This window comes from Streptomyces sp. NPDC047017 (assembly GCF_040644175.1).
In the GTDB taxonomy this organism is placed as follows: Bacteria; Actinomycetota; Actinomycetes; order Streptomycetales; family Streptomycetaceae; genus Streptomyces.
The window spans coordinates 233,462-256,864 of record NZ_JBEYVW010000013.1 but is presented as its reverse complement, the minus strand read 5'-3'; the positions used below and the strand labels follow the sequence as shown (position 1 = coordinate 256,864).

The following is a 23,403-nucleotide window of genomic DNA, read 5'->3' as shown; positions in this document are numbered from 1 at the left end:
ACCGCCGTGCGGCTCGACCGGGCGCGGCACGGCCATGACCCGGAATCAGGTGAGGACGCATGACGGACGCCGTGGGCTCCATCGACACGCCTGAATCCCAGGACGAGGTGGCGGAGTCCCAGAAGAAGCCGCGCAAGGGCGGCAAGCGGGCCAAGAAGGGCCCGCTCAAGCGCCTTGCCCTCTTCTACCGGCAGATCGTCGCCGAACTCCGCAAGGTCGTCTGGCCGACACGCAACCAGCTGTCCACGTACACCACCGTGGTGATTGTCTTCGTCGTCATCATGATCGCCCTGGTGACCGTGATTGACTATGGGCTCAACCACGCGGCCAAGTACGTTTTCGGCTGAGCCAAGAGCGAAGGGCGCCGTGGTTACCGGCGCCCGTTTTCGCATGTTCCACCCCAAGTATCCAGGAAGAAGCAGCCACCGTGTCTGACCCGAACCTGAACGACGCCATCGAGCCGACCGAGTCCGTGGATGACGAGCTCGACATCGTCGAGGGTGCGGACGAGGCGGACGAGGCCGAGGCTGCCGACGCCGCCGCGGGCGAGCCCGCCGAGCAGGACGCAGTCCACGTCGAGGACGAGTCCGACGAGGACACCGCTGAGTCCGCCGAGTCCGCCCAGGACACCGACGAGGACACCGAGGCCGCCGACGAGCAGGCCGAGGACGCCGTCGAGGCCGAGCCCGAGCCCGTCCTCGACCCGGTCGCCGCGCTCCGCGATGAGCTGCGCACGCTGCCCGGCGAGTGGTACGTGATCCACACCTACGCCGGCTACGAGAAGCGCGTGAAGGCCAACCTGGAGCAGCGCGCCGTCTCGCTGAACGTCGAGGACTTCATCTACCAGGCCGAGGTGCCCGAGGAAGAGATCGTCCAGATCAAGAACGGCGAGCGCAAGACCGTCCGGCAGAACAAGCTGCCCGGTTACGTCCTCGTCCGCATGGATCTGACGAACGAGTCCTGGGGCGTCGTCCGCAACACCCCGGGCGTCACCGGCTTCGTGGGCAACGCCTACGACCCCTACCCGCTGTCCCTGGACGAGATCGTGAAGATGCTCGCGCCGGAGGCGGAGGAGAAGGCCGCCCGCGAGGCCGCCGAGGCCGAGGGCAAGCCGGCCCCGCAGCGCAAGGTCGAGGTCCAGGTGCTGGACTTCGAGGTCGGCGACTCGGTCACCGTCACCGACGGCCCGTTCGCCACGCTGCAGGCCACGATCAACGAGATCAACGCCGACTCGAAGAAGGTCAAGGGCCTCGTCGAGATCTTCGGCCGCGAGACCCCGGTCGAGCTGAGCTTCGACCAGATCCAGAAGAACTAGTTTTTTCTGGGCGTACTGCTTCCGCGCAGGTCAGGCAGGCTGGTTGCAGCCGGTCTGACCTGCTCGGTTTTCAGCCGCGCATCCATACCCGTTATCGTTGTGCGGTATGCCTGCGTCCGGGTGGTCCCCGAGCGCGGGCAGGACCCGAACCGAAAGGACCCGGAGAGCTATGCCTCCCAAGAAGAAGAAGGTCACGGGGCTCATCAAGCTCCAGATCAACGCCGGTGCGGCGAACCCGGCTCCGCCGGTCGGCCCGGCGCTGGGCCAGCACGGCGTCAACATCATGGAGTTCTGCAAGGCGTACAACGCCGCGACCGAGTCGCAGCGTGGCTGGGTCATCCCGGTGGAGATCACGGTCTACGAGGACCGTTCCTTCACCTTCGTGACCAAGACGCCGCCGGCCGCGAAGATGATCCTCAAGGCCGCGGGCGTGGAGAAGGGCTCCGGCGAGCCGCACAAGACCAAGGTCGCGAAGATCACCGACGCGCAGGTCCGCGAGATCGCCCAGACCAAGCTGCCCGACCTCAACGCCAACGACCTGGACGCCGCCGCGAAGATCATCGCCGGCACCGCCCGTTCCATGGGCATCACGGTCGAGGGCTGATCCCCAGCTTCGTCACACCCCCGTAAGACCGTGGCAGGGCCTGCTCGGCCCGTACCACGACTCCTTTTCAGAACCCCCAGGAGCAGTTGTGAGCAAGCGCAGCAAGGCTCTCCGCGCTGCGGACGCCAAGATCGACCGGGAGAAGCAGTACGCCCCGCTCGAGGCCGTCCGTCTCGCCAAGGAGACCTCCACGTCCAAGTTCGACGGCACCGTCGAGGTCGCCTTCCGTCTGGGTGTCGACCCGCGCAAGGCCGACCAGATGGTCCGTGGCACCGTGAACCTTCCGCACGGCACCGGCAAGACCGCCCGGGTCCTGGTCTTCGCGACCGGTGACCGTGCCGAGGCCGCGCGTGCCGCGGGCGCCGACATCGTCGGCGCCGACGAGCTGATCGACGAGGTGGCGAAGGGCCGGCTGGACTTCGACGCCGTCGTCGCCACCCCGGACCTCATGGGCAAGGTCGGCCGCCTCGGCCGCGTCCTCGGCCCGCGTGGTCTGATGCCGAACCCGAAGACCGGCACCGTGACCCCCGACACGGCCAAGGCCGTGACGGAGATCAAGGGCGGCAAGATCGAGTTCCGCGTCGACAAGCACTCGAACCTGCACTTCATCATCGGCAAGACGTCGTTCGACGACAGCAAGCTGGTGGAGAACTACGGCGCCGCGCTGGAGGAGATCCTCCGTCTGAAGCCGTCCGCCGCCAAGGGTCGCTACATCAAGAAGGCCGCCATCAGCACCACGATGGGCCCCGGCATCCCGCTCGACCCGAACCGCACCCGCAACCTCCTCGTCGAGGAGGACCCGGCCGCGGTCTGAGCCCACGGCTCACATCGGCAGGCGACGAGCCCCGCACCCCTTCCGGGTGCGGGGCTCGTCCCGTTGCCGCCGTCCCCGCTCGGGCAGGGACCGGAAACCCCCGGACTTCTCGATCATCGTTCGGATAGATTCGAGTCCTTGCTGTGTGAAACCAGTCTGTTCCTTGGGGGGAACCAATGGAGATCTCTGTGCGCACGCCCGTACGCGGTTGCCTGCGGCGCCGGGCGGCGGGCGCCGGCCTGGCCGCCCTGCTGCTCGCCGCCGGAGCGGTGAGCTGCGGCAAGGGCGCCGAGTCGCCCGGGATGACCCCGGCCGCGGCCGTGGCGGCGGCGGCCAGGAACACGGCCACCATCGACAGCCTGCACTACCGCATGACCGGCCAGATCCCGGGCCAGGGCCGGCTCGAGGGCGAGGCCCGGATGCGGATGAAGCCCGCGTTGGCCATGAGCATGAAGATGACGGTGGCCGTCCAGGGCGAGAACCAGACCGTGGAGCTCCGGCTGGTCGACAAGGCGATGTACCTCGACGGAGGCGCCGAGGCCGCCCAGGAGATGCACGGCAAGCGCTGGATGAAGATCGACATGTCCGCGGCCGGAGCGGGCGGCGCGGGGCTGGACCAGCTCGGCGGGGCCGCCCAGGCCGAGAAGAACCCGGCGACCGAGTCCGAGCTCCTCACGGGCGCCAAGGACGTGCGGAAAATCGGCTCCGAGACCGTGGACGGTGTCAAGACCACCCACTACCGGGGCACCGCCACCCTCGACGACCTGCGCGCGGAGCTGGAGAAGCAGAACGCGGGCAAGGGCGCGGACGTCCAGAAGAAGCAGCAGCAGAGCCTCGACGGATACGAGAAGCTGGGCGTCTCGAAGCTCACCATGGACCAGTGGGTCGACGCGCAGCAGCACACCAAGCAGTTCCGGCTGCGCGGCGCGGCCGCCAAGGGGCCGCTCGACCTGACCATGACCTTCCTCGACTTCAACAAGCCCGTGGACGTCACCGCGCCCCCGGCCGCGGAGACCACGGACATGGCCGAGCTGCTGAAGGGCGCCGGCGCGGCCTGAGCCCGGCCGAGCCGCCGCCGGGCGGATTTGCCCGGCGGTGCCCCGGTCCCGTAGTCTTCCGGTCGAAGCCAAAGACCGCTGGTCGTTGCCGTGCGCTCGCAGAGGGCGCGGTGGCCGAAGGATCCGCTGACAATGCGGACGACCCGCGCAGGTGTCAGTGGAAGTACTCCCGGAGTGCGCGCGCCATGGCGCGTGTCCCGCCCGGTCGAGTCCGCCCCGAGCGCCTGCGCCGGGGCGTTTCGTTTTCCCCAGTCCTCCTTCGGGTCCGCGCGGTCAGAATCACCCGGAAGGAGGCCGAGGCTCTATGGCGAGGCCCGACAAGGCTGCCGCAGTGGCGGAGTTGACGGAGCAGTTCCGCAACTCCAGCGCTGCCATGCTGACCGAGTACCGCGGTCTCACCGTGGCGCAGCTCAAGACGCTGCGTCGTTCGCTCGGTGAGAACGCCCAGTACGCCGTGGTGAAGAACACGCTGACCAAGATTGCGGCCAACGAGGCCGGGATCACGACGCTGGACGACCTGTTCAATGGTCCGACGGCTGTCGCCTTCGTCACCGGTGACCCGGTGGAGTCGGCGAAGGGTCTCCGTGACTTCGCCAAGGACAACCCGAATCTCGTCATCAAGGGCGGTGTCCTTGACGGCAAGGCGCTGTCCGCCGACGAGATCAAGAAGCTTGCGGACCTCGAGTCCCGCGAGGTTCTGCTCTCCAAGCTGGCGGGTGCCTTCAAGGGCAAGCAGTCCCAGGCTGCTCAGCTCTTCCAGGCGCTTCCCTCGAAGCTCGTCCGCACCGTGGACGCGCTTCGCGCCAAGCGGGACGAGCAGGGCGGTGCCGAGTAACTCGGCTCGCTTTCTGACCCTGGCCGCCTAGGCGGCACGGGTCGCAGCGGGCCGACGTACGCCCGCCACACCCAGTACATCCGGCACCTGCCGAATCAGTGGAAGGATCGCCCATCATGGCGAAGCTCACCCAGGAAGACCTGCTCGCCCAGTTCGAGGAGATGACCCTCATCGAGCTCTCCGAGTTCGTGAAGGCCTTCGAGGAGAAGTTCGACGTCACCGCCGCCGCGGCCGTCGCCGTCGCGGGCCCGGCCCAGGGTGGCCCGGCCGCCCCGGTCGAGGAGGAGCAGGACGAGTTCGACGTCATCCTCACCGGTGCCGGCGACAAGAAGATCCAGGTCATCAAGGTCGTGCGCGAGCTGACCTCCCTCGGCCTGAAGGAGGCCAAGGACCTGGTCGACGGTGCGCCGAAGCCCGTCCTGGAGAAGGTCAACAAGGAGGCCGCGAACAAGGCCAAGGAGTCCCTCGAGGGCGCCGGCGCCTCCGTCGAGGTCAAGTGACCTCACGGGTCCGCCAAGGACTCTCCGCGCGCTGAACACGGCCCGACCGGGCTGTAACGCGAACGCACCGAGGAGCGATCATCCATCCGGGTGGTCGCTCTTCGGCGTTCCCGGGGGGTGGCTGTGGCGGCCTTGCACCCGTGATGGGGAGGGGTATGGTGATCATCGTTCGGCCTCGACAGGCCCCGGCGGCAGGCCGCGAGTGACGATGGCGGCACCCGGGTTCGGGCAGGGGGGCCTTGACGAACCGCACGCAGCGCGCAATTCTCAGGACGCGTCGTCACAACGATCCGAATCCGAGGCATGGATCGACGGCGAAGAGGGCAGTATCAACGTGCGTTGAGGGCGGCAGGCCGCAGGCGGTGACGACAACGAGGGTCTCAGAGGGTCGCGGAAACCCGCACTGGACATCAGTGAGCCAAGTGGCTACACTGACCCTTTGCGCTGCCTGTTAGCTGTCCCCTGCCCGTCACCAGGGGCATGCCCTCACTCGAGCATCGACGACCGGACCGCACCTGACCTGGCCTGACGGCCACTTCAGGCACCGTCTGTCCCGGTGCGTGGGAGAGGGGCCGGTACGCGCGTAGTGAGTCCGAGCCCTCGGAAGGACCCCCTCTTGGCCGCCTCGCGCAATGCCTCGACCGCGAATACGAACAATGCTGCCAGCACCGCCCCGCTGCGCATCTCCTTTGCAAAGATCAAGGAGCCCCTCGAGGTTCCGAACCTTCTCGCGCTGCAAACCGAGAGCTTCGACTGGCTGCTCGGCAACGACGCGTGGAAGGCTCGCGTCGAGGCGGCTCTGGAGTCCGGTCAGGACGTCCCCACCAAGTCCGGTCTGGAGGAGATCTTCGAGGAGATCTCCCCGATCGAGGACTTCTCCGGGTCGATGTCGCTGACGTTCCGCGACCACCGCTTCGAGCCCCCGAAGAACAGCATCGACGAGTGCAAGGAGCGCGACTTCACGTTCGCCGCCCCGCTCTTCGTCACGGCCGAGTTCACCAACAACGAGACCGGCGAGATCAAGTCCCAGACCGTCTTCATGGGCGACTTCCCGCTCATGACGAACAAGGGCACCTTCGTCATCAACGGCACCGAGCGTGTCGTGGTCTCGCAGCTGGTCCGTTCGCCCGGCGTCTACTTCGACTCAAGCATCGACAAGACGTCCGACAAGGACATCTTCTCCGCCAAGATCATCCCGTCCCGGGGTGCCTGGCTGGAGATGGAGATCGACAAGCGCGACATGGTCGGTGTCCGCATCGACCGCAAGCGCAAGCAGTCGGTCACCGTACTGCTGAAGGCGCTCGGCTGGACCAACGAGCAGATCCTCGAAGAGTTCGGCCAGTACGAGTCGATGCGCGCCACCCTGGAGAAGGACCACACCCAGGGCCAGGACGACGCGCTGCTCGACATCTACCGCAAGCTGCGTCCGGGCGAGCCCCCCACGCGTGAGGCCGCGCAGACGCTTCTGGAGAACCTCTACTTCAACCCGAAGCGCTACGACCTCGCGAAGGTCGGCCGCTACAAGGTCAACAAGAAGCTCGGCGCGGACGAGCCGCTGGACGCCGGCGTGCTCACCACCGACGACGTCATCGCCACCATCAAGTACCTGGTGAAGCTGCACGCCGGTGAGACCGAGACGACCGGCGAGTCCGGCCGCTCGATCATCGTCGAGACCGACGACATCGACCACTTCGGCAACCGCCGCATCCGCAGCGTCGGCGAGCTGATCCAGAACCAGGTCCGTACGGGTCTCGCCCGTATGGAGCGCGTCGTGCGCGAGCGCATGACCACCCAGGACGTCGAGGCGATCACGCCGCAGACCCTGATCAACATCCGGCCGGTCGTCGCCTCCATCAAGGAGTTCTTCGGCACCAGCCAGCTGTCCCAGTTCATGGACCAGAACAACCCGCTGTCGGGCCTGACGCACAAGCGTCGTCTCAACGCCCTCGGCCCGGGTGGTCTCTCCCGTGAGCGGGCCGGCTTCGAGGTCCGTGACGTGCACCCCTCGCACTACGGCCGCATGTGCCCGATCGAGACGCCGGAAGGCCCGAACATCGGCCTGATCGGCTCGCTGGCCTCCTACGGGCGGGTCAACGCGTTCGGTTTCATCGAGACGCCGTACCGCAAGGTCGTCGAGGGCCAGGTCACCGACGAGGTCGACTACCTGACCGCCGACGAGGAGGACCGCTTCGTCATCGCCCAGGCCAACGCGCCGCTGAGCGACGAGATGCGCTTCGTCGAGAACCGCGTGCTGGTCCGCCGCCGCGGCGGCGAGGTCGACTACGTCGCCGGTGACGACGTGGACTACATGGACGTCTCGCCGCGCCAGATGGTGTCGGTCGCGACCGCCATGATCCCCTTCCTGGAGCACGACGACGCCAACCGCGCCCTCATGGGCGCGAACATGATGCGCCAGGCCGTCCCGCTCATCAAGAGCGAGGCCCCGCTCGTCGGCACCGGCATGGAGTACCGCTCCGCCGTCGACGCCGGCGACGTCGTCAAGGCCGAGAAGGCCGGTGTGGTCCAGGAGGTCTCCGCGGACTACATCACCACCGCCAACGACGACGGCACGTACATCACGTACCGCCTGGCCAAGTTCGCCCGCTCCAACCAGGGCACCTCGGTCAACCAGAAGGTCATCGTCAACGAGGGCGACCACGTCATCGCGGGCCAGGTGCTCGCCGACGGTCCCGCCACCGAGAACGGCGAGATGGCCCTCGGCAAGAACCTGCTCGTGGCGTTCATGCCGTGGGAGGGTCACAACTACGAGGACGCGATCATCCTGTCGCAGCGCCTCGTGCAGGACGACGTCCTCTCCTCGATCCACATCGAGGAGCACGAGGTCGACGCCCGTGACACCAAGCTCGGCCCCGAGGAGATCACCCGGGACATCCCGAACGTCTCCGAGGAGGTCCTCGCCGACCTCGACGAGCGCGGCATCATCCGCATCGGTGCCGATGTCGTCGCCGGCGACATCCTGGTCGGCAAGGTCACGCCCAAGGGCGAGACCGAGCTGACCCCGGAGGAGCGCCTGCTGCGCGCCATCTTCGGCGAGAAGGCCCGTGAGGTCCGTGACACCTCGCTGAAGGTCCCGCACGGCGAGATCGGCAAGGTCATCGGCGTCCGCCTCTTCGACCGCGAGGAGGGCGACGAGCTTCCCCCCGGTGTGAACCAGCTGGTGCGCGTCTACGTCGCGCAGAAGCGCAAGATCACCGACGGTGACAAGCTCGCCGGCCGCCACGGCAACAAGGGCGTCATCTCCAAGATCCTGCCGATCGAGGACATGCCGTTCCTGGAGGACGGCACCCCGGTCGACATCATCCTGAACCCGCTGGGTGTCCCGTCCCGGATGAACCCGGGACAGGTCCTGGAGATCCACCTCGGCTGGCTCGCCAGCCGCGGCTGGGACGTCTCCGGCCTCGCGGAGGAGTGGGCCCAGCGCCTCCAGGTCATCGGCGCCGACCAGGTCGACCCCGGCACCAACGTCGCCACCCCGGTCTTCGACGGTGCCCGCGAGGACGAGCTGGCGGGTCTGCTCCAGCACACCATCCCGAACCGGGACGGCGAGCGCATGGTGCTCCCGACCGGCAAGGCGCGGCTGTTCGACGGCCGCAGCGGTGAGCCGTTCCCGGACCCGATCTCGGTCGGCTACATGTACATCCTGAAGCTGCACCACCTGGTCGACGACAAGCTGCACGCGCGGTCGACCGGCCCGTACTCGATGATCACCCAGCAGCCGCTGGGTGGTAAGGCTCAGTTCGGTGGCCAGCGGTTCGGCGAGATGGAGGTGTGGGCACTTGAGGCGTACGGCGCCGCCTACGCCCTCCAGGAGCTGCTGACCATCAAGTCCGACGACGTCACCGGCCGCGTGAAGGTCTACGAGGCCATCGTCAAGGGCGAGAACATCCCCGAGCCCGGCATCCCCGAGTCCTTCAAGGTGCTCATCAAGGAGATGCAGTCCCTCTGCCTCAACGTGGAGGTGCTGTCCAGCGACGGCATGTCCATCGAGATGCGCGACACCGACGAGGATGTCTTCCGCGCTGCGGAGGAGCTCGGCATCGACCTGTCCCGGCGCGAGCCGAGCAGCGTCGAAGAGGTCTGACGGGAGTCCGGCAGGGGCCTCACCGATGAGTGAGGCCCCCGCCGACCCCCAGGCCCCCGTTTCAGACCACAGACTTACGACCCTGAGAGGGATTGACGCATAGTGCTCGACGTCAACTTCTTCGACGAGCTCCGGATCGGCCTGGCCACCGCTGACGACATCCGTCAGTGGAGCCACGGCGAGGTCAAGAAGCCCGAGACCATCAACTACCGCACCCTCAAGCCGGAAAAGGACGGGCTCTTCTGCGAGAAGATCTTCGGCCCCACCCGGGACTGGGAGTGCTACTGCGGCAAGTACAAGCGCGTCCGCTTCAAGGGCATCATCTGCGAGCGCTGTGGCGTCGAGGTCACCCGCGCCAAGGTGCGCCGTGAGCGGATGGGCCACATCGAGCTGGCCGCCCCCGTCACGCACATCTGGTACTTCAAGGGCGTGCCGAGCCGGCTGGGCTACCTGCTGGACCTCGCCCCGAAGGACCTGGAGAAGGTCATCTACTTCGCGGCGTACATGATCACGTACGTCGACGAGGAGCGCCGCACCCGCGACCTGCCCTCGCTGGAGGCGCATGTCTCCGTCGAGCGCCAGCAGGTCGAGCAGCGCCGCGACGCCGACCTGGAGGCCCGGGCCAAGAAGCTCGAGACCGACCTGGCCGAGCTGGAGGCCGAGGGTGCCAAGGCCGACGTGCGCCGCAAGGTGCGCGAGGGCGCCGAGCGGGAGATGAAGCAGCTGCGCGACCGCGCGCAGCGCGAGATCGACCGCCTCGACGAGGTCTGGACCCGGTTCAAGAACCTCAAGGTCCAGGACCTGGAGGGCGACGAGCTGCTCTACCGCGAGCTGCGCGACCGCTTCGGCACCTACTTCGACGGCTCGATGGGTGCCGCGGCGCTGCAGAAGCGCCTGGAGTCCTTCGACCTCGACGAGGAGGCCGAGAAGCTCCGCGAGATCATCCGCACCGGCAAGGGCCAGAAGAAGACCCGCGCCCTCAAGCGGCTGAAGGTCGTCTCCGCGTTCCTGCAGACCTCCAACAGCCCCAAGGGCATGGTCCTGGACTGCGTCCCGGTCATCCCGCCGGACCTGCGTCCGATGGTGCAGCTGGACGGTGGCCGCTTCGCGACCTCCGACCTGAACGACCTGTACCGCCGGGTCATCAACCGCAACAACCGCCTGAAGCGGCTTCTCGACCTCGGCGCGCCCGAGATCATCGTGAACAACGAGAAGCGCATGCTCCAGGAGGCCGTCGACGCGCTCTTCGACAACGGCCGCCGCGGCCGCCCGGTCACGGGCCCCGGCAACCGTCCGCTGAAGTCGCTGTCCGACATGCTCAAGGGCAAGCAGGGCCGCTTCCGCCAGAACCTGCTGGGCAAGCGAGTCGACTACTCGGCGCGTTCCGTCATCGTCGTCGGCCCGCAGCTCAAGCTGCACCAGTGCGGTCTGCCCAAGGCGATGGCCCTGGAGCTGTTCAAGCCGTTCGTGATGAAGCGCCTGGTCGACCTGAACCACGCGCAGAACATCAAGTCGGCCAAGCGCATGGTCGAGCGCGGCCGCACCGTCGTGTACGACGTCCTCGAAGAGGTCATCGCCGAGCACCCGGTGCTGCTGAACCGTGCGCCCACCCTGCACCGCCTCGGCATCCAGGCCTTCGAGCCGCAGCTGGTCGAGGGCAAGGCCATCCAGATCCACCCGCTCGTGTGCACCGCGTTCAACGCGGACTTCGACGGTGACCAGATGGCCGTGCACCTGCCGCTGTCCGCGGAGGCGCAGGCCGAGGCCCGCATCCTGATGCTGTCCTCGAACAACATCCTCAAGCCCGCCGACGGCCGTCCGGTGACGATGCCGACCCAGGACATGGTCCTCGGTCTGTTCTTCCTCACCACCGACGGCGAGATGCGGGACGTCAAGGGCGAGGGCCGTTCGTTCGCGTCGGTCGCCGAGGCGATCATGGCGTTCGACGCCGGTGAGCTGTCGTTGCAGTCGAGGGTGGACATCCGCTTCCCGGTGGGCACCATCCCGCCGCGCGGCTGGACCCCGCCGGCGCGCGAGGAGGGCGAGCCGGAGTGGCAGCAGGGTGACACCTTCCGGCTGCGGACGACCCTGGGCCGCGCGCTCTTCAACGAGCTGCTGCCCGAGGACTACCCGTTCGTCGACTACGAGGTCGGCAAGAAGCAGCTCTCCGAGATCGTCAACGACCTCGCCGAGCGCTACCCGAAGGTCATCGTGGCGGCGACGCTCGACAACCTGAAGGCGTCCGGCTTCTTCTGGGCCACCCGCTCCGGCGTCACCGTCGCCATCTCCGACGTGGTCGTCCCCGAGGCGAAGAAGGAGATCGTCGCCGGGTACGAGGCCAAGGACGAGAAGGTCCAGAAGCAGTACGAGCGCGGTCTGATCACCAAGGAAGAGCGCACGCAGGAGCTCATCCAGATCTGGACCCAGGCGACCAACGAGGTCGCCGAGGCGATGAACGAGAACTTCCCGAAGACCAACCCGATCTTCATGATGGTGAACTCGGGCGCACGAGGCAACATGATGCAGATGCGTCAGATCGCCGGTATGCGTGGTCTGGTGTCGAACGCGAAGAACGAGACGATCCCGCGTCCGATCAAGGCGTCGTTCCGTGAGGGCCTGTCCGTGCTGGAGTACTTCATCTCCACGCACGGTGCCCGTAAGGGTCTGGCGGACACCGCCCTGCGTACCGCCGACTCGGGTTACCTCACCCGTCGTCTGGTGGACGTCTCGCAGGACGTCATCATCCGCGAGGAGGACTGCGGCACCGAGCGCGGCCTCAAGCTGCGGATCGCCGAGCGCGACGCCGAGGGCGTGCTGCGCAAGGCGGAGGACGTCGAGACGTCCGTGTACGCGCGCTGCCTCGCCGAGGACATCGTCGTCGACGGCCAGGTGCTGGCCCCGGCCGGCACGGACCTCGGTGACGTGCTCATGGACGAGCTGGTCGCCCGCGGTGTCGAGGAGGTCAAGACCCGCTCGGTCCTGACCTGCGAGTCCGCGGTCGGCACCTGCGCGATGTGCTACGGCCGCTCGCTGGCCACCGGCAAGCTGGTCGACATCGGTGAGGCGGTCGGCATCATCGCCGCCCAGTCCATCGGTGAGCCCGGTACCCAGCTGACGATGCGTACCTTCCACACCGGTGGTGTTGCCGGTGACGACATCACCCAGGGTCTGCCGCGTGTCGTCGAGCTCTTCGAGGCCCGTACCCCGAAGGGTGTCGCCCCGATCTCCGAGGCCAGCGGCCGGGTGCGGATCGAGGAGACCGAGAAGACCAAGAAGATCGTCATCACGCCGGACGACGGCAGCGACGAGACGGCGTACCCGATCTCGAAGCGCGCCCGTCTGCTGGTCGGCGAGGGCGACCACGTCGAGGTGGGCCAGAAGCTCACCGTGGGTGCCACCAACCCGCACGACGTGCTGCGCATCCTGGGTCAGCGTGCCGTCCAGGTCCACCTGGTCGGCGAGGTCCAGAAGGTCTACAACTCGCAGGGCGTGTCGATCCACGACAAGCACATCGAGATCATCATCCGGCAGATGCTCCGCCGCGTGACGATCATCGAGTCCGGCGACGCCGAGCTGCTGCCCGGCGAGCTGGTCGAGCGCTCGAAGTTCGAGCACGAGAACCGTCGTGTGGTCCAGGAGGGCGGTCACCCGGCCTCCGGCCGTCCGCAGCTGATGGGTATCACCAAGGCCTCGCTGGCGACGGAATCCTGGCTGTCGGCCGCCTCCTTCCAGGAGACGACCCGAGTCCTGACGGACGCGGCGATCAACGCCAAGTCCGACAGCCTCATCGGCCTCAAGGAGAACGTCATCATCGGTAAGCTCATCCCGGCCGGTACGGGCCTGTCCCGCTACCGCAACATCCGGGTGGAGCCGACCGAGGAGGCCAAGGCCGCGATGTACTCGGCCGTCGGCTACGACGACATCGACTACTCGCCGTTCGGCACCGGCTCCGGCCAGGCCGTCCCGCTGGAGGACTACGACTACGGTCCGTACAACCAGTAAGCGAGCAGCAGCATGAAGGGCGGTCACCCCGGTGGGGGTGGCCGCCCTTCGGCGTGTGTGCGGGGCCGGGGACCGGCCGGCCTCCGCGGGGGTTACGGGACGCCCAGCTCGAAGATGACGTAGTGGGCGTACCAGCCGGAGGCGATCGCCGCGGTGCAGAAGAACACCGCGAGCGCCGGTGTCCTCAGACGGGCGAGCGCGGCGGCCGGCGCGAGCAGCAGCGGGAAGGCGGGCAGCAGGTAGCGCATGGTGTTGCCGAACATCTGCTGGGTGCCGAGCACGGTGACGATCGTGGCCAGGGTGTAGGCGGCCAGCACCAGCGGGGGGCGCTCGCGCAGCATGAGGGCGACCAGGAACGGCAGGGCCAGCACCAGCAGCAGCGAGAGCAGGTCGGGGACGTCGAAGGCGAAGAGGTAGTCGTGGCGGCCGACGGCCAGGTTCTCCAGGACCCGCAGGGTGTAGGCGCCGTAGTCGAAGTAGTGCGCCCAGCCCTCGCGCTGGAGGGTGAAGTAGGCGGTGGGCTCGCCGGTGGCCCAGCCGACCCAGGCGATGTAGCCGAGCAGGCCCACGGGCGCGACGAGCATCGCGTACACCGGGCCCGCCACCCCGTGCTCGCGCCGTGTGCCGGGGCGGGCCAGCGTCACCAGCGCGGCCAGCCCCACCGCGCCGATCAGCACCGCCGAGGTGGGGCGGTTCAGGCCGGCCACACAGGCGAGCAGGCCGGCCGCCACCCAGCGGCGGGTCATCACGCAGTAGCAGCACCAGGCCGCGAGCGCGACGAACACGGACTCCGAGTACACCGCCCATTCGACGCCCGCGCCGGGGGCCACCGCCCACAGCCCGGCGGCGATGGTGCCCGCCCGGACGCCGGCCACCAGCCGGACCACGGCGAAGATCCCGGCGGCGGCGACGAACGAGGACACCACCGAGACCAGGATCCCGGCGCCGTACGGGCCGAGCCCGGTCACGGCCGACACGCACCGGATCAGGGCCGGGTACAGCGGGAAGAAGGCGACCGAGTTCTGCTGGACGGTGAACACGCCGTTGCCGCCGAGCCGCTCCAGCTTCGGGTCGTAGCCGTGCTGCGCCACCTGGAGGTACCACCAGCCGTCCCAGGTGGCCAGGACGTCCCACCAGTGGGCGCCGCCGCCGAAGCGTGGGGCCTTTCGGTGGTAGTCCCCGGCGTACTCCAGCAGCCGGGCGAAGACGAGGAGGCCCATGAGCTTGCCGGCGCCGTACAGGAGCAGCGGGGGCAGGTAGGGGCGCGCCGCCGCGGGCAGGGCGGGGTGGTCGTACCAGCGGGGTCTGCCGTCCCGCGGGCCGGCGGGGGGCCGGTCCGGGGTGGCGCCTGCCGCGGAATCGGTCACCGCGTTACCGGAACCCGTGCTCATGCCCGTCGATTTCCCCTCGGAATGCCTGTGCGCCGTCTGTCATAAGATCGCACCACGGTCGCACATCGACGCGGGCCGAGGGGAGGCCCGGGTGGCACACGAGACGGACAGGGCGGACGAGACGGCGGTGCTGTCGGTCGTCATCCCCATGTACAACGAGGAAGAGGCCCTTCCGGCGCTGGTCAACCGGCTGCGCCCGGTCCTGGACGGGCTCGGCGAGGGCTACGAGGTGGTCGCCGTCGACGACGGCAGCGGCGACCGCACGGCCGAACTGCTCGCCGCCTTCCGGCTCGGCTGGCCCGAGCTGCGCGTCATCGCGCTGCGCCGCAACTCCGGGCACCAGGCGGCGCTCACCGCGGGCCTGGACCGGGCGGCCGGGGCGTACGTGGTGAGTCTGGACGCCGACTGCCAGGACCCGCCGGAGAAGATCCCGGAGATGCTCGCGCTCGCCCGTGAGCGGGGGCTCGACGTCGTCTACGGCGTGCGGGCGGACCGCCGCAGCGACAGCCCGTTCAAGCGGGGGACCGCGGGGGTCTACTACCGGTTGCTACGGCGCCTCGCGGGGCCTTCGGTGCCCGCGCACGCCGGTGACTTCCGGCTGCTCAGCCGGGCCGCGGTGGAGGCGCTGAAGGCGCTGCCCGACCAGCAGCGGGTGTACCGGCTGCTGGTGCCGTGGCTGGGGTTCCCCAGCGGGCAGGTCGGCTACGAGCGCGAGCTGCGCTCGGCGGGGCGCACGAAGTATCCGCTGGGGCGGATGATCCTGCTCGCCGCGGACAGCATCACGAGCTTCTCGGCGGCGCCGCTGCGGCTGGCGACCTGGCTGGGCGGGGGCGGGTTCGTGGTCTGCCTGGGGCTGCTGGTGTACACCTTCGCGGGGTACGCGCTGGGGCACACGGTGCCCGGGTGGACCTCGCTGCTCACCGCGGTGGTGTTCATCGGGGCGGTGCAGCTGGTGTGCGTGGGGTTGCTGGGGGAGTACGTGGCGCGGATATACACGGCGGTGCAGAACCGGCCGGCGTATTTCGTGGGGCACGACACGGAGGAGGAGGGCGCGGTGCCGGGGCCCCGGAGGCCCGAAGCGGCTCGCCCGCCCGCCCGCCCGACTCGGTAGCGGAAAGGGGCGCCGTCCCCGGGGCTCCGCCCCGGACCCCGGAAAGACTTCGCCCACCCGCCCGCCCGACTCGGTTACGCAAGCGGGCACCCTGGGGCTCCGCCCCGGACCCCGGAAAGACTTTGCCCACCCGCCCGCCCGACTCGGTTACGCAAGCGGGCACCCCGGGGCTCCGCCCCGGCCCCGGCGGGGGCTCCGCCCCCTGCACCCCCGGCTTGCGGCTCCCGCCGCTCGCCCCCGGTTTGCGGCTCCCGCCGTTCGCCCCCGGTCCGGCTTCCGCCGTTCGTCCTCCGGTCCGGCTTCCGCCGTTCACCCGCCCGGTCCGGCTTCCGCCGCTCGTCCTCCGGTCCGGCTCCCGCCGTTCGTCCTCCGCCCCGGCTCCCGCCGTTCGCCCGCCCGGCTCGGCTCCGCCGTTCGTTCCCCGCCACCCCCCGACCGGCGGCACCCGGAGGGTGGTGAAAGGGGGTGTGGGTGGTGAGCGGAGGGGGGAGGCCCATTTGTTTTGACCGCAGCGAATGCGATAGGTACGCTCAGACCTTGTGCCTGGGGTGTGCCCTGGCTCTCGTGCGTGCCTACGACCGCCCGGGAGCCGCCGGCGGCCGCCGCGATCCGTGCCTCTCCCTGCCTCGCGCCGGGGGTTCGCGGGATTCGACACACCCGACCGCGTGGGTCGGAGGTGTTCCAGGTTAGCTTCACCATTCGGCACACAGAAACCGGAGAAGTAGTGCCTACGATCCAGCAGCTGGTCCGCAAGGGCCGGCAGGACAAGGTCGAGAAGAACAAGACGCCCGCACTCGAGGGTTCGCCCCAGCGTCGTGGCGTCTGCACGCGTGTGTTCACGACCACCCCGAAGAAGCCGAACTCGGCCCTGCGTAAGGTCGCGCGTGTGCGTCTGACCAGCGGTATCGAGGTCACTGCTTACATTCCGGGTGAGGGACACAACCTGCAGGAGCACTCCATCGTGCTCGTGCGCGGCGGCCGTGTGAAGGACCTGCCGGGTGTTCGCTACAAGATCATCCGAGGTTCCCTGGACACCCAGGGTGTCAAGAACCGCAAGCAGGCCCGCAGCCGCTACGGCGCCAAGAAGGAGAAGTAAGAATGCCTCGTAAGGGCCCCGCCCCGAAGCGCCCGGTCATCATCGACCCGGTCTACGGTTCTCCTCTGGTGACCTCCCTCATCAACAAGGTGCTGCTGAACGGCAAGCGCTCCACCGCCGAGCGCATCGTCTACGGCGCCATGGAGGGTCTTCGCGAGAAGACCAGCAACGACCCGGTCATCACGCTGAAGCGCGCGCTGGAGAACATCAAGCCGACCCTTGAGGTCAAGTCCCGCCGTGTCGGTGGTGCGACGTACCAGGTCCCGATCGAGGTCAAGCCCGGTCGCGCCAACACGCTCGCGCTGCGCTGGCTGGTCGGTTACTCCCGCGCCCGTCGCGAGAAGACCATGACCGAGCGTCTGCTCAACGAGCTCCTCGACGCCTCCAACGGCCTGGGTGCCGCTGTGAAGAAGCGCGAGGACACGCACAAGATGGCCGAGTCCAACAAGGCCTTCGCGCACTACCGCTGGTAGTCGCTACCCACATCGAGACCGAGAGAAGACTGAAGCCTTATGGCTACCACTTCACTTGACCTGGCCAAGGTCCGCAACATCGGGATCATGGCCCACATCGACGCGGGCAAGACGACCACCACCGAGCGGATCCTGTTCTACACGGGCGTGTCGTACAAGATCGGTGAGGTCCACGACGGCGCCGCCACCATGGACTGGATGGAGCAGGAGCAGGAGCGTGGCATCACGATCACGTCTGCTGCGACCACCTGTCACTGGCCGCTCGAGGACAACGACTACACCATCAACATCATCGACACCCCGGGTCACGTCGACTTCACCGTCGAGGTGGAGCGCTCCCTGCGGGTGCTCGACGGTGCCGTGACGGTGTTCGACGGTGTCGCCGGTGTCGAGCCGCAGTCCGAGACGGTGTGGCGTCAGGCCGACCGCTACGGCGTGCCCCGCATCTGCTTCGTGAACAAGCTGGACCGCACCGGTGCCGAGTTCCACCGCTGCGTCGACATGATCAGCGACCGCCTGGGTGCGCAGCCGCTGGTCATGCAGCTGCCGATCGGTGCCGAGGCCGACTTCAAGGGCGTCGTGGACCTGGTCCGCATGAAGGCGCTCGTGTGGTCCGCCGAGGCCGCCAAGGGCGAGATGTACGACGTCGTCGACATCCCGGCCACGCACACCGAGGCCGCCGAGGAGTGGCGCGGCAAGCTGGTCGAGGCCGTCGCGGAGAACGACGAAGAGCTGATGGAGCTGTACCTGGAGGGCGAGGAGCCCACCGAGGAGCAGCTGTACGCCGCGATCCGTCGCATCACCATCGCGTCCGGCAAGTCCAGCGAGACCACCGTCACCCCGGTGTTCTGCGGCACCGCGTTCAAGAACAAGGGCGTGCAGCCCCTGCTCGACGCGGTCGTGCGCTACCTGCCGACCCCCCTGGACGTCGAGGCCATCGAGGGCCACGACGTCAAGGACCCCGAGGTCGTCATCAAGCGCAAGCCGGCCGACGACGAGCCGCTCGCCGCCCTCGCGTTCAAGATCATGAGCGACCCGCACCTGGGCAAGCTCACCTTCGTCCGCGTGTACTCCGGCCGCCTGGAGTCCGGCACCGCCGTGCTGAACTCCGTCAAGGGCCGCAAGGAGCGCATCGGCAAGATCTACCGCATGCACGCCAACAAGCGTGAGGAGATCGAGTCGGTGGGCGCCGGTGACATCGTCGCCGTCATGGGCCTGAAGCAGACCACCACCGGTGAGACGCTGGCCGACGACAAGAAGCCGGTCATCCTGGAGTCCATGGACTTCCCGGCGCCGGTGATCCAGGTCGCCATCGAGCCCAAGTCCAAGGGTGACCAGGAGAAGCTGGGTGTCGCCATCCAGCGGCTCGCGGAGGAGGACCCCTCCTTCCAGGTCTCCACGAACGAGGAGACGGGCCAGACCATCATCGGCGGCATGGGCGAGCTGCACCTCGAGGTGCTGGTCGACCGGATGCGCCGTGAGTTCAAGGTCGAGGCCAACGTCGGCAAGCCGCAGGTCGCCTACCGCGAGACGATCCGCAAGGCCGTCGAGCGCGTGGACTACACCCACAAGAAGCAGACCGGTGGTACCGGTCAGTTCGCCAAGGTGCAGATCGCGATCGAGCCCATCGAGGGCGGCGGCGACGCGTCGTACGAGTTCGTGAACAAGGTCACCGGTGGCCGCATCCCGAAGGAGTACATCCCTTCGGTCGACGCCGGCGCGCAGGAGGCCATGCAGTTCGGCATCCTGGCCGGCTACGAGATGACCGGCGTCCGCGTCATCCTCCTCGACGGTGGCTACCACGAGGTCGACTCCTCCGAGCTGGCCTTCAAGATCGCCGGTTCGCAGGCCTTCAAGGAGGCCGCGCGCAAGGCCAGCCCCGTGCTCCTGGAGCCGATGATGGCCGTCGAGGTCACCACGCCCGAGGACTACATGGGTGAGGTCATCGGCGACATCAACTCCCGCCGTGGCCAGATCCAGGCCATGGAGGAGCGGGCGGGTGCCCGTGTCGTGAAGGGCCTCGTGCCCCTCTCGGAGATGTTCGGCTACGTCGGAGACCTCCGCAGCAAGACGTCGGGTCGCGCGAGCTACTCGATGCAGTTCGACTCCTACGCCGAGGTTCCGCGGAACGTCGCCGAGGAGATCATCGCGAAGGCCAAGGGCGAGTAACTCTTCCGAGTTCCAGCCCGTAGGCTTGACTCCGGAGCCTCACGGGGCATTCCACCCCTTCCGCAAGGAAGCGGGAGGAATGCCCCGGGGATCCGGGCCATCCAGCAAAGATCACCTGGCGCCGATGAAGTAAGGCGTACAGAACCACTCCACAGGAGGACCCCAGTGGCGAAGGCGAAGTTCGAGCGGACTAAGCCGCACGTCAACATCGGCACCATCGGTCACATCGACCACGGTAAGACGACCCTCACGGCCGCCATTACCAAGGTGCTGCACGACAAGTACCCGGACCTGAACGAGGCCTCGGCCTTCGACCAGATCGACAAGGCTCCCGAAGAGCGCCAGCGCGGTATCACCATCTCCATCGCGCACGTCGAGTACCAGACGGAGGCGCGTCACTACGCCCACGTCGACTGCCCGGGTCACGCGGACTACATCAAGAACATGATCACCGGTGCCGCGCAGATGGACGGCGCGATCCTCGTGGTCGCCGCCACCGACGGCCCGATGCCGCAGACCAAGGAGCACGTCCTCCTGGCCCGCCAGGTCGGCGTTCCGTACATCGTGGTCGCCCTGAACAAGGCCGACATGGTGGACGACGAGGAGATCCTGGAGCTCGTCGAGCTCGAGGTCCGTGAGCTCCTCTCCGAGTACGAGTTCCCGGGCGACGACGTCCCGGTCGTCAAGGTCTCCGCGCTCAAGGCGCTCGAGGGCGACGAGAAGTGGGGCCAGTCGGTCCTGGAGCTGATGGACGCCGTCGACAGCGCGATCCCGGAGCCGGAGCGCGACGTCGACAAGCCGTTCCTCATGCCGATCGAGGACGTCTTCACCATCACCGGTCGCGGTACGGTCGTCACCGGCCGTATCGAGCGTGGTGTCCTCAAGGTCAACGAGACCGTCGACATCATCGGCATCAAGACCGAGAAGACCACCACCACGGTCACCGGTATCGAGATGTTCCGCAAGCTGCTCGACGAGGGCCAGGCCGGTGAGAACGTCGGTCTGCTCCTCCGTGGCATCAAGCGCGAGGACGTCGAGCGCGGCCAGGTCATCATCAAGCCGGGTTCGGTCACCCCGCACACCGAGTTCGAGGCGCAGGCGTACATCCTGTCCAAGGACGAGGGCGGCCGCCACACGCCGTTCTTCAACAACTACCGCCCGCAGTTCTACTTCCGTACGACGGACGTGACCGGCGTGGTGACCCTCCCCGAGGGCACCGAGATGGTCATGCCGGGTGACAACACCGAGATGACGGTGGAGCTCATCCAGCCCGTCGCCATGGAAGAGGGCCTGAAGTTCGCCATCCGTGAGGGTGGTCGCACCGTGGGCGCCGGCCAGGTCACCAAGATCAACAAGTGATCCCGGCCCGGTAGCCGCAGCGTGAGCTGAGGTACCGGTGGGGCCCGCACGACTCCGGTCGTGCGGGCCCTTTCGCATGCGCGCTCACTTACGCGGGGGAGTGTGCGCCGGGGGCGCGGGGGGCGGGGCGCAGCGCAGCTCCGCCCAGACCGTCTTGCGCGGGAACCGGTCCTCGGCCACGCCCCAGCGGTCCGCGAGCGCGTCCACGAGCAGCAGGCCGCGCCCCGACTCGGCGTCCTCGGCGGGCTGCCGCGGCACCGGCAGCCGGTCGCCCCGGGTGTCGGTGACCTCGATGCGCAGGGTGCCGCCGATGACGTACAGCGTCAGCCGGAAGTCCCGGCCCGGGACGCGGCCGTGGGTGGCCGCGTTGGCCGCCAGCTCCGCCACGAGGTGGCTCGCGGTCTCGGTGGGCAGCCCCCAGCGGCGCAGCTCGGCCTCCGTGAGCAGCCGGGCCAGCCGGGCACCGCGCCGGGTGGCGGACAGCAGCACGGTGAAGTGGGGGAACTGGTGGTCGAGTTGGTCCGTGGATGCGGCGATTTTCTGATTCACGTCACTCAGCGTGGCTGACTGCGCCTACCGTGGTGGGTCACTCAGAGGTCGCGTGCCGTGACTGTCGGTGGCTTGTCCCGTGCTGTCCAGGCTGTCGGGACCGTTGCCACGGGTAGGGCGTCACGGTACGACGCGGGACTACGGAGGGGCGCGGTATGTCGGTGGACGGCGAGACGGCACAGGACGAGGTCGAGACGGATGAATCGGGATGGGAGGTCGATCCGGACGACGAGTGGGGCGTGGCCGTCATCACCACGGTGGGGCGGCAGTTGAGGCTGCGGCGCGAGGCGGCGGGCCTGCGGGCCGGCGAGTTCGGCAAGGCCATCGGGTACGGAGAGGACCTCGTCTACAAGGTCGAGGGCGGCAGGCGGATCCCTCGGCAGGACTACCTGGTCCGGGCGGACGATTTCCTGGGGGCGGACGGCCTCATCGCGGCGACCTGGGAGGACGTCAAGAAGGTCCGGTACCCGAAGAAGGTTCGTGAACTGGGGAAGCTGGAGGGCAAGGCGGTCGAGATCGGTGTGTATGAGGGCAACAGCGTCCACGGCTTGTTGCAGACGCCAGAGCACGCGCGGACGCTGTTCCGGGCGGCGCAGCCGCCATACTCCCCGGACGACGTGGAACGCATGGTGGCCGCTCGTATGGCTCGAAGGTCGGTCTTCGAGCGTACGCCCAGCCCCACGCTCAGCTTCGTCCTGGAAGAGGGGGTCCTGCGGCGTCCCATCGGGGGCACAATGGCATGGCGTCAGCAGCTCGAACACCTGCTGGAGATGGGGCGGTTGCACAACGTCGTACTTCAGGTGATGCCGATGAACTGCGAGACCCACTCCGGCCTGGATGGGCGGATCGAACTGCTGAAGTTCCCCGACGGCACGGCTGTTGGCCGCTCCGACGGTGCGTTCAACGGCAGGCCGACCTCCGAACTCAAACATCTGCGTATTCTTGAACTGCGGTATGGCACCATCCGGGCTGAGGCTCTCTCACCAGGGAAGTCGCTGACCTTCATCGAGCAATTGCTGGGAGAAACATGAACCGCAAGACCACCGCCGGGGACGCTTCCGAGCTGGCGTGGTTCAAGAGCAGCTACAGCAGCGGCAATGACGGCAACTCCTGTGTGGAGCTTGCCGTCACCCCCGGCACCGTGCACGTCCGGGACTCCAAGCACACCGCTGGTCCCCGGCTCGCCCTCGCGCCGCAGGCATGGGCGAATTTCGTCCCGTACGCCTTGGAGGAATCATGAGCCCCTGGGGCACCGCCGAACTCGCCTGGTTCAAGAGCAGCTACAGCGGTGGCACCGATGGCGAGTCCTGCGTCGAACTGGCCGTCACCCCCGGCACGGTGCACGTTCGCGACTCCAAGACCACCGAGGGTCCCCGGCTCGCGTTCGCTCCGGGCACCTGGGCGAATTTCGTCCCGTACGCCTCGGATGAATCATGAGCCGCCGGGACGCCTCTGACCTGGCGTGGTTCAAGAGCAGCTACAGCGGCGGCAATGACGGCAACTCCTGTGTGGAGCTTGCCGTCACCCCCGGCACCGTGCACGTCCGGGACTCCAAGCACACCGCCGGTCCCCGGCTCGCCCTCGCGCCGCAGGCATGGGCGAACTTCGTCCCGTACGCCTTGGAGGAATCATGAGCCCCTGGGACACCGCCGAACTCGCCTGGTTCAAGAGCAGCTACAGCGGTGGCACCAATGGCGAGTCCTGCGTCGAACTGGCCGTCACCCCCGCCACCATCCACGTCCGGGACTCCAAGCACATCGCTGGTCCCCGGCTCGCCCTCGCGCCGCAGGCATGGGCGAACTTCGTCCCGTACGCCTCGGATGAATCATGAGCCGCAGGGACGCCTCTGACCTGGCGTGGTTCAAGAGCAGCTACAGCAGTGGCACCAACGGCGAGTCCTGCGTCGAGCTTGCCGTCACCCCCGCCACCATCCACGTCCGGGACTCCAAGCACACCGCCGGTCCCCGGCTCGCGCTCGCGCCGCGGGCATGGGCCGGCTTCGTGCCTTACGTTTGTGGAAAATGA

General features: G+C 68.1%; 22 protein-coding genes. 20 read left to right on the top strand and 2 right to left on the bottom strand.

Annotation, left to right across the window (positions count from 1 at the left end; genetic code table 11):
- Nucleotides 1-59 precede the first annotated feature (59 nt).
- From secE to ABZ858_RS22825, 9 genes are all read left to right on the top strand, one after another.
- Nucleotides 60-347, top strand: coding sequence for a preprotein translocase subunit SecE (gene secE, locus ABZ858_RS22865; RefSeq protein ID WP_361381461.1), 288 nt, complete (start codon nt 60-62; stop codon nt 345-347).
- Between the two features lie 80 nt (nt 348-427).
- Nucleotides 428-1,315 (top strand): transcription termination/antitermination protein NusG, encoded by an 888-nt coding sequence (gene nusG, locus ABZ858_RS22860; protein ID WP_361381459.1) that lies wholly within the window; start codon nt 428-430, stop codon nt 1,313-1,315.
- 169 nt (nt 1,316-1,484) lie between these two features.
- Nucleotides 1,485-1,919: a 50S ribosomal protein L11 gene (gene rplK, locus ABZ858_RS22855; RefSeq protein WP_164581833.1), complete on the top strand. Its 435-nt coding sequence runs from the start codon at nt 1,485-1,487 to the stop codon at nt 1,917-1,919.
- An 88-nt stretch (nt 1,920-2,007) separates the two neighbouring features.
- Nucleotides 2,008-2,733, top strand: coding sequence for a 50S ribosomal protein L1 (rplA, locus tag ABZ858_RS22850; RefSeq protein ID WP_361381455.1), 726 nt, complete (start codon nt 2,008-2,010; stop codon nt 2,731-2,733).
- 176 nt (nt 2,734-2,909) lie between these two features.
- On the top strand, nt 2,910-3,791 hold the full coding sequence (locus tag ABZ858_RS22845; protein WP_361381452.1) for a DUF1396 domain-containing protein: 882 nt from the start codon (nt 2,910-2,912) through the stop codon (nt 3,789-3,791).
- Between the two features lie 304 nt (nt 3,792-4,095).
- A complete protein-coding gene (gene rplJ / locus ABZ858_RS22840) occupies nt 4,096-4,626 on the top strand; it encodes a 50S ribosomal protein L10 (protein WP_361381449.1) in 531 nt (176 codons plus the stop codon).
- Nucleotides 4,627-4,742: 116 nt separating this feature from the next.
- The gene (gene rplL / locus ABZ858_RS22835) at nt 4,743-5,126 is read left to right on the top strand and encodes a 50S ribosomal protein L7/L12 (RefSeq protein WP_361381446.1); all 384 of its coding nucleotides are present in this window, start codon (nt 4,743-4,745) and stop codon (nt 5,124-5,126) included.
- A gap of 616 nt (nt 5,127-5,742) precedes the next feature.
- Nucleotides 5,743-9,228 (top strand): DNA-directed RNA polymerase subunit beta, encoded by a 3,486-nt coding sequence (gene rpoB, locus ABZ858_RS22830; RefSeq protein WP_361381442.1) that lies wholly within the window; start codon nt 5,743-5,745, stop codon nt 9,226-9,228.
- A gap of 102 nt (nt 9,229-9,330) precedes the next feature.
- Nucleotides 9,331-13,230, top strand: coding sequence for a DNA-directed RNA polymerase subunit beta' (locus tag ABZ858_RS22825; protein ID WP_361381439.1), 3,900 nt, complete (start codon nt 9,331-9,333; stop codon nt 13,228-13,230).
- Nucleotides 13,231-13,322: 92 nt separating this feature from the next.
- On the opposite strand, the gene ABZ858_RS22820 is transcribed toward ABZ858_RS22825, so the two are convergent.
- A complete protein-coding gene (locus ABZ858_RS22820; protein WP_361381436.1) occupies nt 13,323-14,621 on the bottom strand; it encodes a glycosyltransferase family 39 protein in 1,299 nt (432 codons plus the stop codon).
- Nucleotides 14,622-14,712: 91 nt separating this feature from the next.
- Here ABZ858_RS22820 and ABZ858_RS22815 point away from each other — a divergent pair, with 91 nt between their 5' ends.
- From ABZ858_RS22815 to tuf, 5 genes are all read left to right on the top strand, one after another.
- Entirely contained in the window at nt 14,713-15,732 is a 1,020-nt protein-coding gene (locus tag ABZ858_RS22815; protein ID WP_361381433.1) for a glycosyltransferase family 2 protein, read from the top strand.
- A gap of 724 nt (nt 15,733-16,456) precedes the next feature.
- The gene (rpsL, locus tag ABZ858_RS22810) at nt 16,457-16,828 is read left to right on the top strand and encodes a 30S ribosomal protein S12 (RefSeq protein WP_003948652.1); all 372 of its coding nucleotides are present in this window, start codon (nt 16,457-16,459) and stop codon (nt 16,826-16,828) included.
- Nucleotides 16,829-16,830: 2 nt separating this feature from the next.
- Complete coding sequence (gene rpsG, locus ABZ858_RS22805) at nt 16,831-17,301, top strand: 30S ribosomal protein S7 (RefSeq protein ID WP_005481264.1); 471 nt, start codon at nt 16,831-16,833, stop codon at nt 17,299-17,301.
- A gap of 39 nt (nt 17,302-17,340) precedes the next feature.
- The gene (gene fusA / locus ABZ858_RS22800) at nt 17,341-19,470 is read left to right on the top strand and encodes an elongation factor G (RefSeq protein WP_361381430.1); all 2,130 of its coding nucleotides are present in this window, start codon (nt 17,341-17,343) and stop codon (nt 19,468-19,470) included.
- A gap of 165 nt (nt 19,471-19,635) precedes the next feature.
- Complete coding sequence (gene tuf, locus ABZ858_RS22795) at nt 19,636-20,829, top strand: elongation factor Tu (protein ID WP_361381427.1); 1,194 nt, start codon at nt 19,636-19,638, stop codon at nt 20,827-20,829.
- A gap of 84 nt (nt 20,830-20,913) precedes the next feature.
- Here the strand turns inward: tuf and ABZ858_RS22790 are convergent, their stop codons facing one another.
- Nucleotides 20,914-21,378, bottom strand: a complete 465-nt coding sequence (locus ABZ858_RS22790) for an ATP-binding protein (protein WP_361381424.1) — start codon at nt 21,376-21,378, stop codon at nt 20,914-20,916.
- 155 nt (nt 21,379-21,533) lie between these two features.
- Between ABZ858_RS22790 and ABZ858_RS22785 the strand changes: the two genes are divergently transcribed.
- From ABZ858_RS22785 to ABZ858_RS22760, 6 genes are read left to right on the top strand one after another with little or no spacing between them, the layout of a single operon-like run.
- Nucleotides 21,534-22,409, top strand: a complete 876-nt coding sequence (locus ABZ858_RS22785) for a helix-turn-helix transcriptional regulator (RefSeq protein WP_361381421.1) — start codon at nt 21,534-21,536, stop codon at nt 22,407-22,409.
- Nucleotides 22,406-22,618 (top strand): DUF397 domain-containing protein, encoded by a 213-nt coding sequence (locus tag ABZ858_RS22780; RefSeq protein ID WP_361381418.1) that lies wholly within the window; start codon nt 22,406-22,408, stop codon nt 22,616-22,618. The genes ABZ858_RS22785 and ABZ858_RS22780 overlap by 4 nt, the downstream gene beginning before the upstream one ends.
- Nucleotides 22,615-22,815, top strand: coding sequence for a DUF397 domain-containing protein (locus ABZ858_RS22775; protein ID WP_361381415.1), 201 nt, complete (start codon nt 22,615-22,617; stop codon nt 22,813-22,815). Before ABZ858_RS22780 ends, ABZ858_RS22775 begins: the two co-directional genes overlap by 4 nt.
- Nucleotides 22,812-23,012, top strand: coding sequence for a DUF397 domain-containing protein (locus tag ABZ858_RS22770; protein WP_361381412.1), 201 nt, complete (start codon nt 22,812-22,814; stop codon nt 23,010-23,012). The genes ABZ858_RS22775 and ABZ858_RS22770 overlap by 4 nt, the downstream gene beginning before the upstream one ends.
- A complete protein-coding gene (locus ABZ858_RS22765; RefSeq protein ID WP_361381409.1) occupies nt 23,009-23,209 on the top strand; it encodes a DUF397 domain-containing protein in 201 nt (66 codons plus the stop codon). The genes ABZ858_RS22770 and ABZ858_RS22765 overlap by 4 nt, the downstream gene beginning before the upstream one ends.
- Nucleotides 23,206-23,403: a DUF397 domain-containing protein gene (locus ABZ858_RS22760; protein WP_361381406.1), complete on the top strand. Its 198-nt coding sequence runs from the start codon at nt 23,206-23,208 to the stop codon at nt 23,401-23,403. Before ABZ858_RS22765 ends, ABZ858_RS22760 begins: the two co-directional genes overlap by 4 nt.